The sequence below is a fragment of the Caenimonas soli genome (genome assembly GCF_013155545.1).
Classification (GTDB): domain Bacteria; phylum Pseudomonadota; class Gammaproteobacteria; order Burkholderiales; family Burkholderiaceae_C; genus Ramlibacter; species Ramlibacter soli.
Window position 1 is genome coordinate 152,844 of sequence record NZ_JABJVV010000003.1, and the last position, 15,681, is coordinate 168,524.

The window sequence follows — 15,681 nt, forward strand, 5'->3', positions numbered from 1 at the left end:
ATCAAGTGCTGTAGGCTCCCGCGGCAGCAGGCATCCGGCCGGCGGGGCTGGATTTGTAGAATGGATTATCCATGAGCGCACCTGCAGCCCCTCCCCTTACCTCCGCCGCCCTCGTCAGCTGGGACGATCCACAACGCCAGGCGGCTTTCCATCGCTGGCTGGACGGCATTGCCGTGGCGCACCGGCTGCGGCCCGGCAGCCTGCGGCCGGCCTCGGCCGATGCCAGTTTCCGCCGCTACCTGCGCATCGATACCGACGCGGGCAGCCGCATCATCATGGACGCGCCGCCCGAGAAGGAAGACTGCAGCCCGTTCGTGAAGGTTGCCGGGTTGATGGCCCAGGCCGGCCTGAACGTGCCGCGGGTACTGGAATGGGACCAGGCGCTGGGCTTCATGCTGCTGGACGACCTGGGCACGCGCACCATGATCGAGGTCGTGGACCCCGACAATCCGCCGTCCAACCAGGGCCTGTACCTGCGCGCGGTGGATGCCCTCGTGGCATGGCAGGCCGCTTCGCAACCCGGCGTGCTGCCCCCTTACGACGAGGCGCTGCTGGCGCGCGAGCTGGCGCTGTTTCCCGACTGGTACCTGGAGCGCCACCGCGGCGTCAAGGTCGAAGGCCGGCTGCGCGAGACGCTGGACAGCGTTTTCAAGCTGATCATCGAACGCAACCTCGCCGCACCCAGCGTCTATGTCCACCGCGACTTCATGCCGCGCAACCTGATGATGCCCGAGAATGTGGCCCCCACGCTCGGCACTGGCGTGTCCTCGCTGCCCCCCGAGGGGGCTGTTTCGCCTTGGGGCGGCCCGGCGGCGAAACGCGCCTCCGTGGAAACGCGCCTGGGCGTGCTGGACTTCCAGGACGCGGTGTACGGACCCATCACTTACGATATCGCCAGCCTCATGCGCGATGCATTCCTGAGCTGGGACGAGGAATTCGTGCTGGACATCACCGTGCGCTATTGGCAGAAGGCCTTGAAAGCCGGCTTGCCCATTAGTCCCGACTTCGGCGAGTTCTACCGGGGCGTGGAATGGATGGGCCTGCAGCGGCACCTGAAAGTGGCCGGCATCTTCGCGCGGCTGACATTGCGCGACGGCAAGCCCAAATACCTGGCCGACACCCCGCGCTTCATCGCTTACATCCGCGCCACGGCCGGGCGGTATCGCGAACTCGCGCCTTTGCTGCGCCTGCTGGATGAGATCGAAGGCACGCAGGACCAGACCGGCTACGCGTTCGGCCGGGTCTAGGGCCGGCGCGAATGCCCCGCTTCTACTGCCCGGCGCCACTGGCCACGGGCCAATCGCTTGACCTTCCCGCCGGTGCCGCGCGCCATGTGCAGGTGCTGCGGCTGCAGCCCGGTGCGGCGATCACGCTTTTCAACGGCGAGGGCGGCGAGTTCGAGGCGGTGGTCGAGCACATGGGCAGGAGCGAGGTGCGCGTGCAGGTCGCGTCGCATCTGGCGCTGGAGCGCGAAACTGCGCGCGAAGTGCATCTGGCCGTGGGCATGCCGGCCAACGAACGCATGGACTGGCTGGTCGAGAAGGCCACCGAGCTGGGCGCGGCGTCCATCCAGCCACTGGTCGCCGAGCGCAGCGTGCTCAAGCTGAACAGCGAACGCGCGCAGAAGAAGCGGGCGCACTGGCAGGGCATCGCCATCGCCGCCTGCGAACAATGCGGGCGCAACCGCCTGCCGCTGATCCACGAGGTCATGGACCTGGGGCGCTGGTTGGCAACGCCGCCGGAGCAGGCGGCGCGGCTGGTGCTGTCCCTGTCCGCCCAGGCGCGGCCCTTGGTGGAGGCCGCGGCGGGCGGCGCACCGGTGCTGCTGCTCTCCGGGCCGGAAGGCGGCCTCACGGCATACGAAGAGCAGGGCGCGCTGGCCCAAGGCTTCCGGCCGGCGAGCCTGGGCGCGCGGGTGCTGCGCGCCGAGACCGCGCCGCTGGCCGTGCTGGCCGCTCTTACACTGGGGCGATGAACCGCAACCTGTGGCGAGCATGAACCGCAACCTGTGGTTGCTGGCGATCTGCCAGGGCCTGTTCCTCACCAACAACGTCACCTTCCGTCTCGGCCGCAGCGGGCGCGCTCGGCTTCGGCGTGATGAACCTGTTGATGGCCGCCACGCCGATCGCCATGCAGCAGTGCGCGCTGCCGTTTTCCGACGCGGCGTTCGTGCTGCAGTGGCATGTGATCGGCATGTTCGCGCCGGGCTTTTTCACCGGCAGCCTGATCAAGCGCTTCGGCGCCCTGCCCATCATGGGAATAGGCGTCGTTTTGAACCTGGGCTGCATCCTGGTCGCGCTCTCGAGGGTGGAGCTGCACCAGTTCCTGGTGGCGCTGTTCCTGCTGGGCGTGGGCTGGAACTTCCTGTTCACCGGCAGCACCACGCTCTCGCTCTCGGCCTATGGTCCGGACGAGAGAGACCGGGCCCAGGGCGCGCTGAACTTCTTCGTTTTCGCGACCCTGGCGCTCAGCTCGTTCGCTTCCGGGGCGCTGGTGACGACCCGGGGCTGGGCGCTGCTGAACTACGGCTCGTTGATTCCGGTGCTGCTGACCGGCGCCAGCTTGATCTGGCTGAGCCTCAAAACTTCGCGTCCAGCCACTGCCTGAGGCGCTCGAACACCGGTTCGCTTTCGAGCTCGTTGAAAAGCTCGTGGAACAGGCCTTGGAAGCACTGGGCGGTGAGCACCTGCTGCGGCGCGGCCGCGGCGAAGGCGCGGCTGCCGTCGGGTTTGACCAGCCGGTCGGCGCCCGCATACATCAGCAGCGTGGGCACGGTCCAGTGCGGCGCGTGCTCGACGACCTTCGGACCGCCGTCGGCGATGAACCGCGCCAGCCGGCTGGAGATGCGGTCATGCACGCGCGGGTCGGCCTTGTAGGCTGCGACCACCGCCGGATCGTGCGAGATGAAATTGGGGTCCAGCCCGTTGCCGACGGTGAGGTTGGGCGCGATGCGCGGCAAGGTTGCCAGCAGGAATTTCTGGAAGGTGTTCAAGCCGGGATCGAGCGCCGGAGATGACAACACCAGCGCATCGACGTGGACCTGTCCCAGCGCCACCAGGCTGGCCGCGACCAGTCCGCCCATGCTGTGCCCCAGCACGATGAGGGGTATGCGGCCGCCCATGCGGGTGCGCGTGCTGTCGATCACGTCGGCCAGGTCGTCGACCAGACGCGTGTCCACCGGGAGGGCGCCGCGCACGCCGTCGGATTCGCCATGGCCGTACTGGTCGTAGCCGCGAACGGCGAAGCCCCAGCTGTTCAGGCGGCTCGCGACATGGTCGTAGCGTCCCGCGTGCTCGCCCAGGCCGTGCACCAGCACCACCACACCGCGCAGGGCCACGCCTTCGGGCAAAGGCCAATCCTGCATCGCGAGGTTATCCCCGTCGCTCGCAGTGAACGTGGAGAGGGTGGACTCGGTCGTGGCTGGATTCATGACAAGCCATGATCGCTGGCATGCCACCTCAATGCAACCCGTCGGCGGACCAACGGTAGAACCTTGGCGACTGGCGAGAACCCGCGTGAACTGCGTCGCACAATTCCTGTGCGGCAGTTCACAAATTCCGAATTCAAGGCAGTTGCGCGATCACCTGTGCCACCGCGGCCGTCAGCTTCTTGGCGTACGGCACATGCAGGAACTCGTTGGGGCCGTGAGCGTTGCTCTTGGGGCCCAGCACGCCGCACACCATCATCTGTGCCTGCGGAAAGCCGGTGCTCAACATGTTCATCAGCGGGATCGTGCCGCCCTGCCCGATAAAGCCGCAGGACGCGCCGAAATGCGCCTGCGAAGCCTGGTTCAGGGCCTGCTCGAACCAGGGCGCGGTAGTGGGGGCGTTCCAGCCGGTGGCGCCGCCATTGCTCTCGAAGGTCACCTTGGCCTGGTAGGGCGCGTTGTCTTCGAGCAGGGTCTTCAACTCCTGTACGGCCTGGGCGGCATCGACCAGCGGGGGCAGGCGCAGCGACAGCTTGAAGGCCGTGTAGGGCCGCAGCACATTGCCCGCGTCCTGCAGCGAAGGAAAGCCTTCGGCGCCGGTGACCGACAGCGTCGGGGTCCAGGTGCGGTTGATCAGCGCTTGCACCGGGTCGGTGGTGGTGGGCAGCGCAAACGCCGTGGAGCCGCCGCAATCGTAGTGGGCCCAGGGGAAACGCTTGTAGACCTCTTCACCCAGGATCGCGGCAGTGGCTTTCGCCTGTGCCAACCGCTCGGCCGGCATTTCGCAATGGAAGCTCGCCGGCAGCAGCCGCCCGCTCTTGCTGTCTTCCAGCCGATCGAGTACCTGGCGCATGATGCGAAAGCTCGAGGGCACCAGGCCCGAGGCGTCGCCGGAGTGCACGCCTTCGGTGAGGATTTCGACCTTGAGCGTGCCGCTGGCCATGCCGCGCAGCGAAGTCGTGAGCCAGAGCTGGTCGTAGTTGCCCGCGCCGGAGTCCAGGCAGATCACCAGCGCCACCTCGCCCAGGCGCGGGCGCAGCGCGTCCACGTAGGGCAGCAGATCGTAGGAGCCGGATTCCTCGCAGGTCTCGATCAGGCCGACGATGCGCGGGTGCGCCACCTTCTGGGCCTTGAGCGCCTGCACGGCGGCGATGCTGGCATAGACCGCGTAGCCGTCGTCGGCGCCGCCGCGGCCATAGAGCTTGCCATCCTCGTACTTGGGCGTCCATGGTCCCAGGTCGGAGCGCCAGCCAGTGAACTCCGGCTGCTTGTCCAGGTGGCCGTACATCAGCACGGTCTGCGTGCTGGCCGCGCGCGTCGCAGCGATTTCGAAGAACAGCACCGGCGTGCGGCCGGGCAGCCGGACGATCTCGAGCGTGAGGCCTTCGATTTTTTGCGCCTCGACCCAGGCGGCGGCGTTGCGCAGCACGGTCTCCAAATGGCCGTGCTGGACCCAGTCCTTGTCGAAGCCGGGCGACTTGGCGGGGATGGCGATGTAGTCGGTGAGCTGTTTTACGATATCGCGGTCCCACTGCTCGGTGGCGTGGGCAAGCGCGGCCGTGCTGTCCAGCACGCCGGGGGGAAGTTCGCGGTGGATGGGTAGGTTCATGGCGCCACTTTACGCGCCGGCCGCAAGTCGCGCTAGAGTGCGGCTACTCGAGGAAAAGCAAAGATGGGCGATCCGACAAGCCAGGACAGCGTTGCCAGCTCGCACCGGCGCATCCGCGTCGGCGTGGGGGGCTGGACCTACGAGCCGTGGCGCAGCAATTTCTTTCCATCGGGGCTTGCGCGCAGCAAGGAGCTGCAGTATGCGAGCCGCCAGCTCACCGCCATCGAGGTCAACGGCACCTACTACAGCACCTTCAAGCCGCCCACCTTCGCCAAATGGCGCGACGAAACGCCCGACGGTTTCGTCTTTTCGCTCAAGGCCAATCGCTTCGCCACCAACCGGCGCGAGCTGGGAACGGCGGGCGAATCGATACAGCGTTTTGTCGGCAGCGGCATCAGCGAGCTGGGAAGCAAGCTGGGTCCCATCGTCTGGCAGTTCATGCCGACCAAGCAGTTCGACCCCGCGGATTTCGAGGCGTTTCTGGCGCTGCTGCCCGCGCAGGTGGACGGGCTGAAACTGCGCCATGTGCTGGATGTGCGCCATCCCAGCTTCGACACGCCGGCGTACGTCGACCTGGCGCGCCGCTATGACTGCACTACGGTGCATACCGACTCGGAGAAGTTTCCGTCCATCGTCGATGCGCAGGGTGACCTGGCCTACATCCGCCTGATGCGCAGCGAGGCGGAGCGCGAAACGGGCTATCCGCCGGAGGTACTGGACCAATGGGCCCAGGGCGCGCACGCATGGGCCGCGAAGGGCCCGGCGCGCGAGGCATTCATCTACTTCATCAACGGCGCCAAGGAGCGGGCGCCAGCCGCCGCCATGGAGCTCATCCGGCGGCTTGCCTGAGCCGGATTGAGAGTGCGGCGCAGCACGCTATCAAACTTGTAGCGGCCGGTAGGAACCGGATTACAGCCTGTTTCGTATCCGGCGGTCACGGCGCGCCGCGCGGAAGGCGCCCAATCCCCTGTGTACGATAAAAAATGGGAGCACAAGGCCATGGCTTATGTCTTCGAATCCGTTCCCGCCGACCGCGGCCTGATCGACCTCAACGATCCGCGAGAAGTCAGCTGGTGGCGAAAACGATTCGGGTGCAGCGAAGACCAATTGCGCCGGGCGGTAGCCCAAGTGGGTAACTCGGCCGCCAAGGTGGAACAACTGCTCGACGGTAAGGACATCCTGGCCCTGTGAGTCCCGCCGCCGGGCGAAAGGACTCGTTATGTTCGACATGGGGCATCCGTGGTGGGAATTCGTCTTGCGCACCGCCGCCGTGTATGTCTGCCTGATGGTCATGGTGCGCTTCTCCGGCAAGCGCACGATCGGCCAGTTCACGCCGTTCGACCTGATCGTGGTGATGCTGCTGTCGGAGACCGTGTCGGCCTCGCTCACCGGCGGCGACGAGTCGCTGCTCGGCGGGCTCATCGCCGCAGCCACGCTGATCACTCTCAACATGGGCGCGGCCTGGCTGTCGGCTCACAGCCGGCGGGTGGATGAAGCCCTGGAGGGCAAGCCGACGTTGATTGGCCGCGATGGGGTGATCTACAAGGATGTCCTCAAGGGACAGCGCGTCCCCGAGGCGGATGTCGAAGAGGCGATGCGCGAGGCGGACTGCGACCTGAAAGATATGCGCTGCGCGTTCCTCGAGGCCGACGGCAAGATCAGCATCCTGAAACGCCAGGGCTGAACTCAGGCGCGCCAGGGCTGGAACCAGCCGAGGCCCGCCGAGCTGCCGCCGGGTTGCGAGCCGCGCGCCGGGCGGTACTCGCAGCCGACCCAGCCTGTCCAGCCGCACTGCTGCGAGACCTCGTCGATCACCTTGAACAGGTAGGTGTAGTTCATCTCGCCGATGTCGGGTTCGTGGCGCTCGGGCACACCCGCGATCTGGAAATGGCCGACCCGCCCGGTGGGCAGGTACTGGCGGATCTTCATCGCCACGTCACCCTCCACGATCTGGCAGTGGTACAGGTCCATCTGCACCTGGACGTTGGCCGCGCCGATCTCGGCGATCAGTTCGTGCGCATGGTCCTGGCGATTGAGGAAGAAGCCGGGGATGTCGCGGGTGTTGATCGGCTCGATCAAGAGCTGCACGCCCTGCTTGTCCGCCTGCGCCGCGGCCCAGCGCAGGTTGTTCACGTAGGTAGGCCGCACCGCTTCGCGCTCGGTGCCCGCCGGCAACAGCCCGGCCATCACGTGGACGCGCGGACAGGCCAGCGCCTCGGCGTAGGCCAGCGCCTTGCCCACGCCTTCGCGGAACTCGGCTTCGCGCCCGGGCCGGCAGGCCAGGCCCCGCTCGCCCTTGTTCCAGTCGCCGGGCGGCATGTTGAACAACACCTGCTGCAGGCCATGGGCCTTGAGCCGCGCCGCGAGCTCGCGCGGTTCATGCTCGTAAGGAAACAGGAATTCCACGGCCTTGAAGCCGTCCCGGGCAGCGGCCTCGAAGCGGTCGAGGAAGCCGAGCTCGGGGTAGAGCATGGAAAGATTGGCGGCGAATTGAGGCATGGTCGTGGTTACCAGCGAGCGCCGAAAGTACGGCGCAGTTCATCGATTTGAGATTCCGTCAGCGGCTGGCAGGCACCGGGTGCAATCAGCATCAGCCGCGCGGTTTCTTCCAGTTCTTCCAGCACGGCCATCGCCGCTGCCGGCGTATCGTGCCAGACGTTGGGGCCCAGCCGCTGCAGCATCACGGCCCGGATAGACCGGCCGTTGTCGCCGTAGTGCGCGATCAGCCGGGCCACTTCGTCGGCCGCTGCCGGCGCGCCCGGCCGCTGGTAGCCGACCAGGGGCACATGGCCGACTTTCATCACGAAGTACGGCGTGATGGGCGGCAGCAGCTCGGCCTCTTTTGCTTCCAGGCTGAGGGCGACGCAGTGGCTGCTGTGGGTATGGATGACGCAACGGGTCGCCGGCGCGAACGGCGCGGCGGCTTGGTAGATGGCCCGGTGCAGCGTCAGCGTCTTGCTGGCCGGGGCGCCCGAGACCTGGCGGCCCTGCGGGTCCAGCTGCGCCAGGCCGGCCGGGTCGAGGAAGCCCAGGCAGGCGTCGGTCGGCGTGATGAGGAAACCATCGTCCAGCCGCACGCTGATGTTGCCGGCGGTCGCGTGGGCGTAGCCGCGGTCGAACAGGCTCTTGCCGACGCGGCAGATTTCTTCGCGGGCCTGCGATTCGTTCATTGCAGCATCGTAAAGGCTTTGCCGAAGAAGTCGTCGGCCCCGAAGTTGCCCGATTTCAAGGCGATGTGCAAGGCCCGGCCGTCGCCGTCGCGGCCCCAGCACCAGGGCACTCCCGGAGCGATCTGCGGGCCGATCTGCAGCTGGTCGATCCCCAGCGCCTGCACACAGGCGCCGGACGTTTCGCCGCCGGCCACCACCAGTTGCCGCACGCCCAGTTCAACCAGGCCGCGCGCGATCGCGGCGATGGCCTGCTCGACCAGCGCACCCGCCTGCTGCGCGCCGAGGCGGTCCTGCACCGACTTCACGGCCTCGGCTTGCGCCGTCGAGTAAACCAGCACGGGGCCCTGGGGCAGCAGCGGCTTCGCCCAGGCCAGGGCTTGCGTCACCAGATCCTCGCCTGCGGCAACCCGCAGGGGATCGAGCGCGAAGGCCGGACGCCCGGCGGCGATGAAGGCCCGCACCTGCGCGTTGGTGGCGGTCGAGCAGCTCCCGGACACGACGGCTTGCATCCCGCCGGCGGCCGGCAGCGCACTCGATGCGGCCGAGGCCTGGATGCCGAAGTTGGCAGGCAGCCCGATGGCCACGCCCGAGCCCGCCGTGACCAGCGGCATGCCCTTGAGTGCCGGACCCAGGCGCAGCAAATCATCGTTGCCGAGCGCATCGACGATGGCGATGGCCACGCCATCGGCGCGCAACTGGGCGATCCTGGCCCGCACCGCTGCTTCGCCCGCGGCGACGGTCTTGTAGTCGATCAAGCCGACCTTGCGCCGGCACTGCGCCTGCATGACCCGCACGAGGTTGGAATCGGTCATCGGCGTGAGCGGATGATTGCGCATGCCTGAGTCGGAGAGCAGCACGTCGCCGACGAAGAGGTGGCCCTTGAACACGGTGCGCTGGTTGTCCGGAAAGGCGGGCGTGGCGATGGTGAAGTCCGTGTCCAGCGCGTCCATCAGGGCTTCGGTCACCGGGCCGATGTTGCCCTGGGCCGTGCTGTCGAAAGTGGAGCAGTACTTGAAGTAAATCTGCTGCGTGCCTTGCGCTTGCAGCCAGCGCAGCGCATCCAGCGATTGCGTCACGGCATCGTGGGGCGCGTTGGTACGCGACTTGAGCGCGACCACCACCGCATCGGCGGCGACATCCAGCGGCCGCGAGGGCACGCCGATCGACTGCACCACGCGCATGCCGGCGCGCACCAGGTTGTTGGCGAGGTCGGTCGCGCCGGTGAAGTCGTCGGCGATACAGCCTATAGCGATTCCTGCCATCAGCGCACCGCCAGCTTCACGGCGCCGGGGTTCTCGCGAATGTAGTCACGCACCACCGAAACGAAGTCCGCATCCGCCTGCAGGCCCAGCGCTTGCGCCCGGGCGAACTCCACCTTGCCGGGCCAGGTCTTGACGATGCGCTGGATGGCCGGGTCCGGCGCCCATTCCAGCAAATCGGTGGCGGCCTTGCCGGCCACCTGCTCGAGCGCTTTCGCCATCCCGCCCACGGTGGTGCGCAGGGAGGGCAGATTGACGGCGGTGGGCGGGCCCCACTCGGCGTCGGTCGCCTCGGCGGCGCGGATGATGCCCTCGATGGTGCGGGTCGGCGAGGCCAGCGCCACCGGCGTTTCCGGCGGCACCGGGCAGGCCGACTTCTCGCCGGCCAGCGGTTCGCGGATCATCCCGGACAGGAAGCTGGAGGCCGCGCCATTGGGCTTGCCCGGGCGCACGCTCACCGTCATCAGGCGCACGCTGCGGCCGCGGATGAAGCCCTTGCGCGCGTAGTCGGCCATCAGTTGCTCGCCGATGAATTTCTGGATGCCATAGCTGCTTTGCGGCGTCGGCAGCGTGAAGTCCTCGATCCGTTCGGGCAGCGGCTGGCCGGGCAGGTTGCCGAAAACGGCCAGGGAACTGGCGAACACGAAGGTCGGCTGGCTGCCCATGGCGCGGCAGGCGTCCAGCAGGGCGCGAGTGGCATCCAGGTTGCTGTGCATGCCCAGGTCGAAGTCGGCCTCGCATTCGCCGCTCACGGCGGCGGCCAGGTGGAACACCACGTCGGTGCCGGCGGCGGGGATGGCGCCGCTGCGAACCTGTTCATGCAGATCGCCGCCCACGAAGCGGACACGCGGGTCGGCGGCGAGATCGGCCGGCGGCGCCGCGCGGTCGGCCAGCGTCACCGTTTCGATGGTTCGGGCGGCGGAGCCGGCCAAGGCCAGCTTGCCTTGCGCGAGCAAGGCGCGGGCGAGGCGGGCGCCGAGAAAGCCGCAGCCCCCTGTGATGAGAATGTTCATTGCTTCAGTCCTTCGGTAGGGCCTGCCGGCTGGGACGGCGGCAGTTCGATGCCCGGGAAAATCTTGATGACGGCGCTGTCGTCTTCCTTGGCGAAGCCCGCAGTCGATGCCTGCATGAACATCTGGTGCGCGGTGGACGACAGCGGCAGCGGAAACTTGCTGGCGCGGGCCATGTCGAGCACCAGCCCCAGGTCCTTGACGAAGATGTCGACCGCCGACAGCGGCGTGTAGTCGCCGGCCAGCACATGCGCCATGCGGTTCTCGAACATCCAGCTGTTGCCCGCGCTGTGGGTGATGACTTCGTACAGGGCCGCCGGGTCCACGCCCTCGCGCAGGCCCAGCGCCATCGCCTCGGCGGCGGCGGCGATATGCACACCGGCCAGCAGCTGGTTGATCACCTTGACCTTGCTGCCGGCGCCGGCCTGCTCGCCCAGGCGATAGACCTTGGCGGCCATGGCGTCCAGGACACCGCCGCATTTTTCGTAGGCCTCGGGCCGGCCCGAGGTCATCATCGTGATCTGGCCGGCGGCGGCCTTGGCCGCCCCGCCGGAGATCGGCGCGTCGAGGTAGAGGATGCCGCGCTGCGCCAGCCGCGACTCGAGCGCGGCCGACCAGGCCGGATCGACCGTCGAACACATCACGAAGACGCTGCCCGGCTTCATCGCGTCGGCGCAACCGCCGTCGCCGAACAGCACGCTCTCGGTCTGCGCCGCATTCACCACCACGCTGACGATGACGTCGCAGTGTCGAGCCAGCTCGGCCGGTGAAGTGCACGCCACGCCGCCCTCGGCGGCGAAGGCCTGGGCCGCTCCGGCCCTGGCGTCGACCGCATGGACCTCAAACCCGGAGCGCCGCAAGGCCCCGGCCATGCCCGCGCCCATGGCGCCAAGCCCGATCACGCCGATCTTGTGTTCCATTCTGTTCGCGCCCCGCGCAATATTCATATGGTTATCATACAACTTGGGCGGCGCGGCCCGGGGAGCGCGGCAGCTCCCCGTACGTTGCGGTGTACTACTCGACCGTCACGCCGGCAGCCTTGATAACGGCCGACCATTTGCCGATCTCCGCCTGCAGGTAGGCGGCAAATTCCTCCGGCGTGCTGCCGACGACTTCCACGCCCATCTTCTCCAGCTTTTCGCGCACTTCCGGAATCGCCAGCACCTTGCCAAGGCGGTCATGCAGCATGGCGATCACCGGGGCCGGCGTGCCGGCCGGTGCCAGGACACCGCCCCAGGACGTGGACTCAAAATCCTTGACGCCGGCTTCGGCCACCGTCGGGTACTGGGCCAGCGACTTGGGCCGGGCCTTGGACGCCGTGGCGAGCACGCGCAGCCGGCCGCTCGCGATATGCGGCGCCGCCGCGATCGAGGTGGCGAAGGTGAAGGTGACGTGGCCGCCGATGACGTCGGTCATGGCCGGCACATCGCCCTTGTACGGCACGTGCACGATGTTGATTCCCGCCATGTCCTTGAACATCTCGCCGGTGAGGTGCGTCGCGGATCCGGGACCGCCCGAGGCAAACTTCACGCTGCCGGGATTCGCCTTGGCCAGCGCGATGAGTTGCTGCGTCGTCGTCGCCGGCGACGCCGGGTTGACCAGCAGCACGATGGGCACCGTGCTGGTGAGCGTGATCGGCGCGAAGCTCTTGATCGGGTCGAACGGCAGCTTGGGGTAGAGGCCGGCATTGATGGCGTTCGGGCCCACGTTGCCCATCAGGATGGTGTAGCCGTCGGGGGGCGCCTTGGCCACCGCCTCGAGGGCGATGATGCCGTTGGCGCCGGGGCGGTTCTCGACGATGACGGATTGGCCGATCAGCGGGCCCAGCTTGTCGGCGATCAGCCGCGCGGTCACATCCGAAGCGCCGCCGGGCGGGTAGGGCACCACGAAGCGAAGCGGCTTGTTGGGGAAGGCCTGGGCCTGGGCGGCCCACGTCGCCGTCGCCAGCGACACGGCGGCCAGCACTCGCATCAGCACCCGGCGGTTTACAGCTTGTTTGATGGTCATGGCATGTCTCTCCGTTGAAGTTGAAGTTCAGGCTGCGCGGCGCTCGTCGGCGGCCTCGCCCAGGAACACACCGGCCGCCAACAGCGCCGGCTGCAGCTTGTTCATCGGCAGGTCGGCGCAGGCGTTGCCGCCTCGCGCCGACAGCGCGGCTGCGATGCCGGCCGCTTCGCCGGTGGTCATGCACGGCGCCATGTTACGGGTCGCTCCGTGGGCGTAGTTGCTGACCGAGATGCACCGGCCCGCGACCAGCAGGTTCTCGGTCCCCTTGGGCACCAGCGTGCGATACGGAATGTCATAGGCCCCGTCGCCGCCGATGTCGATATGTTCCTGCGACTTGCCGTCGGGATGGTGGATATCGACCGGAAAGCAGCCTTGCCCGACGGTGTCGTGGAATTTTGCGCCGATGCGGATGTCGTTCTCGTTCAATTCGTACAGCCCCGTCACATTGCGTGTTTCGCGGACGCCGACGAAGGCGTTCGGCAGGAACGAGGCGCGCTGGAAGCCGTCCACGTTGGCCCGCAGGAAGGCGCCGAGCTTTTGCAGCTGGGCGGTCAGCTCGACGGTGGCGCGGGACAGCGCCAGCGGGTCGTTGCCGTCGATGTTGGCCATGCGGCTGCCGTTGAAGTTGAGCTGGTCGGGCCAGACCGTGTTGGTCCAGAACTGGTGGTCGTCGTGGTCGTACACGCCCAGCTCGCGCAGGATGGCGTTCCAGCGCGTGAAGGTGCCGTGGAAATACACCGGGATCGGCTCGGCCACGCCCTTCTTGCGAGCCCAGGCCGGCGGCTTCTCGGCCAGTGCCGCGCAGGCCTTGGCATTGTCGACGGAGACGGCGCGCATCATCATCGATACCGGCTGCATGGCGCCAGAGCCGGCCCAGCCGGTGCGCACCGGCGCGCCGGCCCGGGTGGCCAGGTCGGCATCGCCGGTGGCATCGACGAAGACCTTGGCCTTCAGGTAGCCGAGGCGGCTCTTGCTGCACACCAACACGCGATCGACGCGCCCGTCGCGCGCATCGGCATCGATCAGCGCCGTGTTGTAGAGGATGGTGACGCCCTCGCGGGCCAGCATCGCCGTCGTCTCCATGCGGAACAGGTCGGCGTCGACCGGCGTCACCGAATGCACGTAGCCGTCGGGCAGCGGCACATGGCCCACTGCGCCGCCCTGCTCGATCAGGCGGTCGACGATTTCCTGGGCCAGGCCGTGCACGACCTGGCGGCCGTCCTTGGTCTTGTAGGTGTGGATGCACAGGCCTGTCGCGGCATTGCCGCCGATGAAGGGGCGGGGCTCGAGCAGCACCGTGCGCGCTCCCTGGCGGGCGGCGGCCAGGGCCGCGCAGATGCCGGTGACGCCGGCGCCGGCGACCAGCACGTCGAAGCTGTCTTCAATCAGGTATCCGGGATTAAGCATTTGTCTGGCTCGTTGGGTGAGTGGGAATGGATGCCAGTCTCGGCCAAGCCGCTTAGGAATACAATCGATCAAAACTGATGAACTCATCAAAATATTGAATGAATGTGACGGTTCGCCAGCTACGGGCTTTCGTCGCCGTGGCCCAGCTCAGCGGCTTCTCGGCGGCCGCCGTCCGCCTGCACCTGACCCAGTCCGCGCTGTCGATGCTGGTGCGCACCCTGGAACAGGAGATCGGCGTCTCTTTGTTCGAGCGCACCACCCGCAGCGTCAAGCTGACCGATTCGGGGCGCGACTTCCTGCCGCAGGCCGAGAAGATGCTGACCGACCTGCACAACGCCGTCGCCACCACCCGCTCGCACGCCGAGCGGGCGCGCGGGCGCATCGTGATCGCGGTCTCGCCGACGTTCGCCTCCACCCTGCTGCCGGCGCTGCTGGTCCGCTACCGTGCGGAGCACCCCGACGTGCTGGTCGTGATGCGCGACGACGCACCGCCCAACCAGATACGCCGCCTGGTGCAGGACGGCGAGGCCGACATCGGCATCGGCCCGCTCGAGGGCGGACAGCGCGGGCTGTTCGTCGTGGACGTGCTGATGGACGACGAGCTGATGCTCGCGTGCCCCGAGGGCCACCCGCTGGCGCGCCGCAAAAGCGTGCCCTGGCGCGAGCTGGCCGATGTGCCGGTCATCGGCTTCGCCCGGGACAACGCCTTGCAGCTGCTGGTGGAAAGCTCGCTGGCGGCCGGCGGCGCGCGGGTGCGCACCCAGTACGAGGTGGCCTCTATTTCGACCGCGACGGCCCTGGTCGATGCCGGCCTGGGCGTGAGCATCCTGCCCGCCTATGCCCGGCAGTTGCGGCGCCGCGAGCGGATCCAGTATCGGCCGCTGGTGGACCCGGTGGTCAAGCGTGACCTGTGCCTGCTGCGGCTGCGCGACCGCGCCATGCCGGCCGCGGCGCAGGCGTTCATCGACGTGGTGCTGCAGCAGTTCGGCGAGCAGCCCTAGCGCCGCGCCACCAACGGCACCGCCAGGCGCGCGCCTTCCTGGCGCCAGAACGCCGGGTCCGCGCTTTCGATGCGGCGGATCGCGTTGTTCATGTGGCGCGAGGCCGCCGCCCGGGCCTTCGCCGCGTCGCCGGCCTCGATCGCCGTCACCACGGCCGCGTGTTCGTCGCGCACCTGTGCCGCGAAGTCGACTCGGCGCGCCTCGTTGGCCCGGGTCACGCCGATGGCGCCGCGCATGAACTGCGACAGGTACTCCAGCGTGCCGATCAGGAAGGGGTTGTGGGTCGAGGCGGCGATGGCCTGGTGGAACTTCAGGTCTTCCTCCACGCCGTCGCCACCACTTTTCACGGCGCGCTCCAGGACCTGCACCGCTTGCTTCAACCGCTTCACATCCTGTGCGGTGCGGCGCTGCGCCGCCAGGCCGGCGGCTTCGGCCTCCAGCGCGCGGCGCACCTCGGCCATCTGGATCACGGCCTCGCGCGACTCGCCGTGGCGCGAATCGAAATTCAAGGGCGCGTAGGGCGGGCTGGCGCTCACGAAGACGCCGCTGCCCTGGCGCGAATCGACCAGCCCCAGCGACTTCAGGCGCGACACCGCCTCGCGCACCACCGTGCGGCTGACCTCGAACTGTTCCACCAGCCGCGATTCGGGCGGCAGCTTCTCACCCGCGGCCAGCCGGCCCGCGGAAATCTGCGCGGCCAGCTGCTGGGCGACCTGATCGGAAAGCCTGGCGCCGCTGGTGACCGGGGTGAATTGAGTTGTCATACGAAAAACGAAGTGGTATGACAAGGA

General features: G+C 68.0%; 16 protein-coding genes and 1 pseudogene. 7 read left to right on the forward strand and 10 right to left on the reverse strand.

Annotated elements, in window-relative coordinates:
• The first annotated feature begins 71 nt into the window (after positions 1-71).
• The 3 genes and pseudogenes from HNE04_RS05870 to HNE04_RS05880 all read left to right on the forward strand — a co-directional run.
• A complete protein-coding gene (locus HNE04_RS05870) occupies positions 72-1,247 on the forward strand; it encodes an aminoglycoside phosphotransferase family protein (protein WP_172217582.1) in 1,176 nt (391 codons plus the stop codon).
• A gap of 11 nt (positions 1,248-1,258) precedes the next feature.
• Complete coding sequence (locus HNE04_RS05875) at positions 1,259-1,975, forward strand: 16S rRNA (uracil(1498)-N(3))-methyltransferase (RefSeq protein ID WP_172217583.1); 717 nt, start codon at positions 1,259-1,261, stop codon at positions 1,973-1,975.
• A gap of 86 nt (positions 1,976-2,061) precedes the next feature.
• A pseudogene (locus tag HNE04_RS05880) lies at positions 2,062-2,607 on the forward strand (MFS transporter); the annotation flags it as partial.
• On the opposite strand, the gene HNE04_RS05885 reads toward HNE04_RS05880, so the two are convergent.
• Positions 2,579-3,430 carry an alpha/beta hydrolase gene (locus tag HNE04_RS05885; RefSeq protein ID WP_172217584.1) on the reverse strand — a complete coding sequence of 284 codons (852 nt, stop codon included), beginning with the start codon at positions 3,428-3,430 and terminating at the stop codon, positions 2,579-2,581. The pseudogene HNE04_RS05880 and the gene HNE04_RS05885 sit on opposite strands and share 29 nt — an antisense overlap.
• Before the next feature lie 133 nt (positions 3,431-3,563).
• Positions 3,564-5,036, reverse strand: coding sequence for a M20 family metallopeptidase (locus HNE04_RS05890; protein WP_172217585.1), 1,473 nt, complete (start codon positions 5,034-5,036; stop codon positions 3,564-3,566).
• A gap of 63 nt (positions 5,037-5,099) precedes the next feature.
• Between HNE04_RS05890 and HNE04_RS05895 the strand changes: the two genes are divergently transcribed.
• The 3 genes from HNE04_RS05895 (at position 5,100) to HNE04_RS05905 (ending at position 6,720) form a co-directional block, all read left to right on the forward strand.
• Positions 5,100-5,885 carry a DUF72 domain-containing protein gene (locus tag HNE04_RS05895; RefSeq protein ID WP_172217586.1) on the forward strand — a complete coding sequence of 262 codons (786 nt, stop codon included), beginning with the start codon at positions 5,100-5,102 and terminating at the stop codon, positions 5,883-5,885.
• 120 nt (positions 5,886-6,005) lie between these two features.
• Positions 6,006-6,227: a DUF3606 domain-containing protein gene (locus HNE04_RS05900; RefSeq protein ID WP_328700268.1), complete on the forward strand. Its 222-nt coding sequence runs from the start codon at positions 6,006-6,008 to the stop codon at positions 6,225-6,227.
• 28 nt (positions 6,228-6,255) lie between these two features.
• On the forward strand, positions 6,256-6,720 hold the full coding sequence (locus HNE04_RS05905; RefSeq protein ID WP_172217587.1) for a DUF421 domain-containing protein: 465 nt from the start codon (positions 6,256-6,258) through the stop codon (positions 6,718-6,720).
• 2 nt (positions 6,721-6,722) lie between these two features.
• Here the strand turns inward: HNE04_RS05905 and otnI are convergent, their stop codons facing one another.
• The 7 genes from otnI to HNE04_RS05940 all read right to left on the reverse strand — a co-directional run bounded on the left by otnI (position 6,723) and on the right by HNE04_RS05940 (position 13,889).
• Entirely contained in the window at positions 6,723-7,535 is an 813-nt protein-coding gene (gene otnI / locus HNE04_RS05910; protein WP_172217588.1) for a 2-oxo-tetronate isomerase, read from the reverse strand.
• Between the two features lie 8 nt (positions 7,536-7,543).
• Positions 7,544-8,206, reverse strand: coding sequence for a class II aldolase/adducin family protein (locus tag HNE04_RS05915; protein ID WP_172217589.1), 663 nt, complete (start codon positions 8,204-8,206; stop codon positions 7,544-7,546).
• Positions 8,203-9,468 (reverse strand): 3-oxo-tetronate kinase, encoded by a 1,266-nt coding sequence (otnK, locus tag HNE04_RS05920; protein ID WP_172217590.1) that lies wholly within the window; start codon positions 9,466-9,468, stop codon positions 8,203-8,205. Before otnK ends, HNE04_RS05915 begins: the two co-directional genes overlap by 4 nt.
• Positions 9,468-10,478: a D-erythronate dehydrogenase gene (gene denD / locus HNE04_RS05925; RefSeq protein ID WP_172217591.1), complete on the reverse strand. Its 1,011-nt coding sequence runs from the start codon at positions 10,476-10,478 to the stop codon at positions 9,468-9,470. The genes otnK and denD overlap by 1 nt, the downstream gene beginning before the upstream one ends.
• Positions 10,475-11,395, reverse strand: a complete 921-nt coding sequence (gene ltnD, locus HNE04_RS05930; RefSeq protein WP_172217592.1) for an L-threonate dehydrogenase — start codon at positions 11,393-11,395, stop codon at positions 10,475-10,477. The genes denD and ltnD overlap by 4 nt, the downstream gene beginning before the upstream one ends.
• A 94-nt stretch (positions 11,396-11,489) precedes the next feature.
• Complete coding sequence (locus tag HNE04_RS05935; RefSeq protein ID WP_172217593.1) at positions 11,490-12,482, reverse strand: Bug family tripartite tricarboxylate transporter substrate binding protein; 993 nt, start codon at positions 12,480-12,482, stop codon at positions 11,490-11,492.
• Positions 12,483-12,509: 27 nt separating this feature from the next.
• The gene (locus HNE04_RS05940) at positions 12,510-13,889 is read right to left on the reverse strand and encodes an FAD-dependent oxidoreductase (RefSeq protein WP_172217594.1); all 1,380 of its coding nucleotides are present in this window, start codon (positions 13,887-13,889) and stop codon (positions 12,510-12,512) included.
• Between the two features lie 98 nt (positions 13,890-13,987).
• Here HNE04_RS05940 and HNE04_RS05945 point away from each other — a divergent pair, with 98 nt between their 5' ends.
• Positions 13,988-14,890 (forward strand): LysR family transcriptional regulator, encoded by a 903-nt coding sequence (locus HNE04_RS05945; protein WP_172217595.1) that lies wholly within the window; start codon positions 13,988-13,990, stop codon positions 14,888-14,890.
• Here HNE04_RS05945 and HNE04_RS05950 read toward each other — a convergent pair.
• A complete protein-coding gene (locus tag HNE04_RS05950; RefSeq protein ID WP_172217596.1) occupies positions 14,887-15,654 on the reverse strand; it encodes a FadR/GntR family transcriptional regulator in 768 nt (255 codons plus the stop codon). The two genes, HNE04_RS05945 and HNE04_RS05950, sit on opposite strands and share 4 nt — an antisense overlap.
• Between the last annotated feature and the right edge of the window lie 27 nt (positions 15,655-15,681).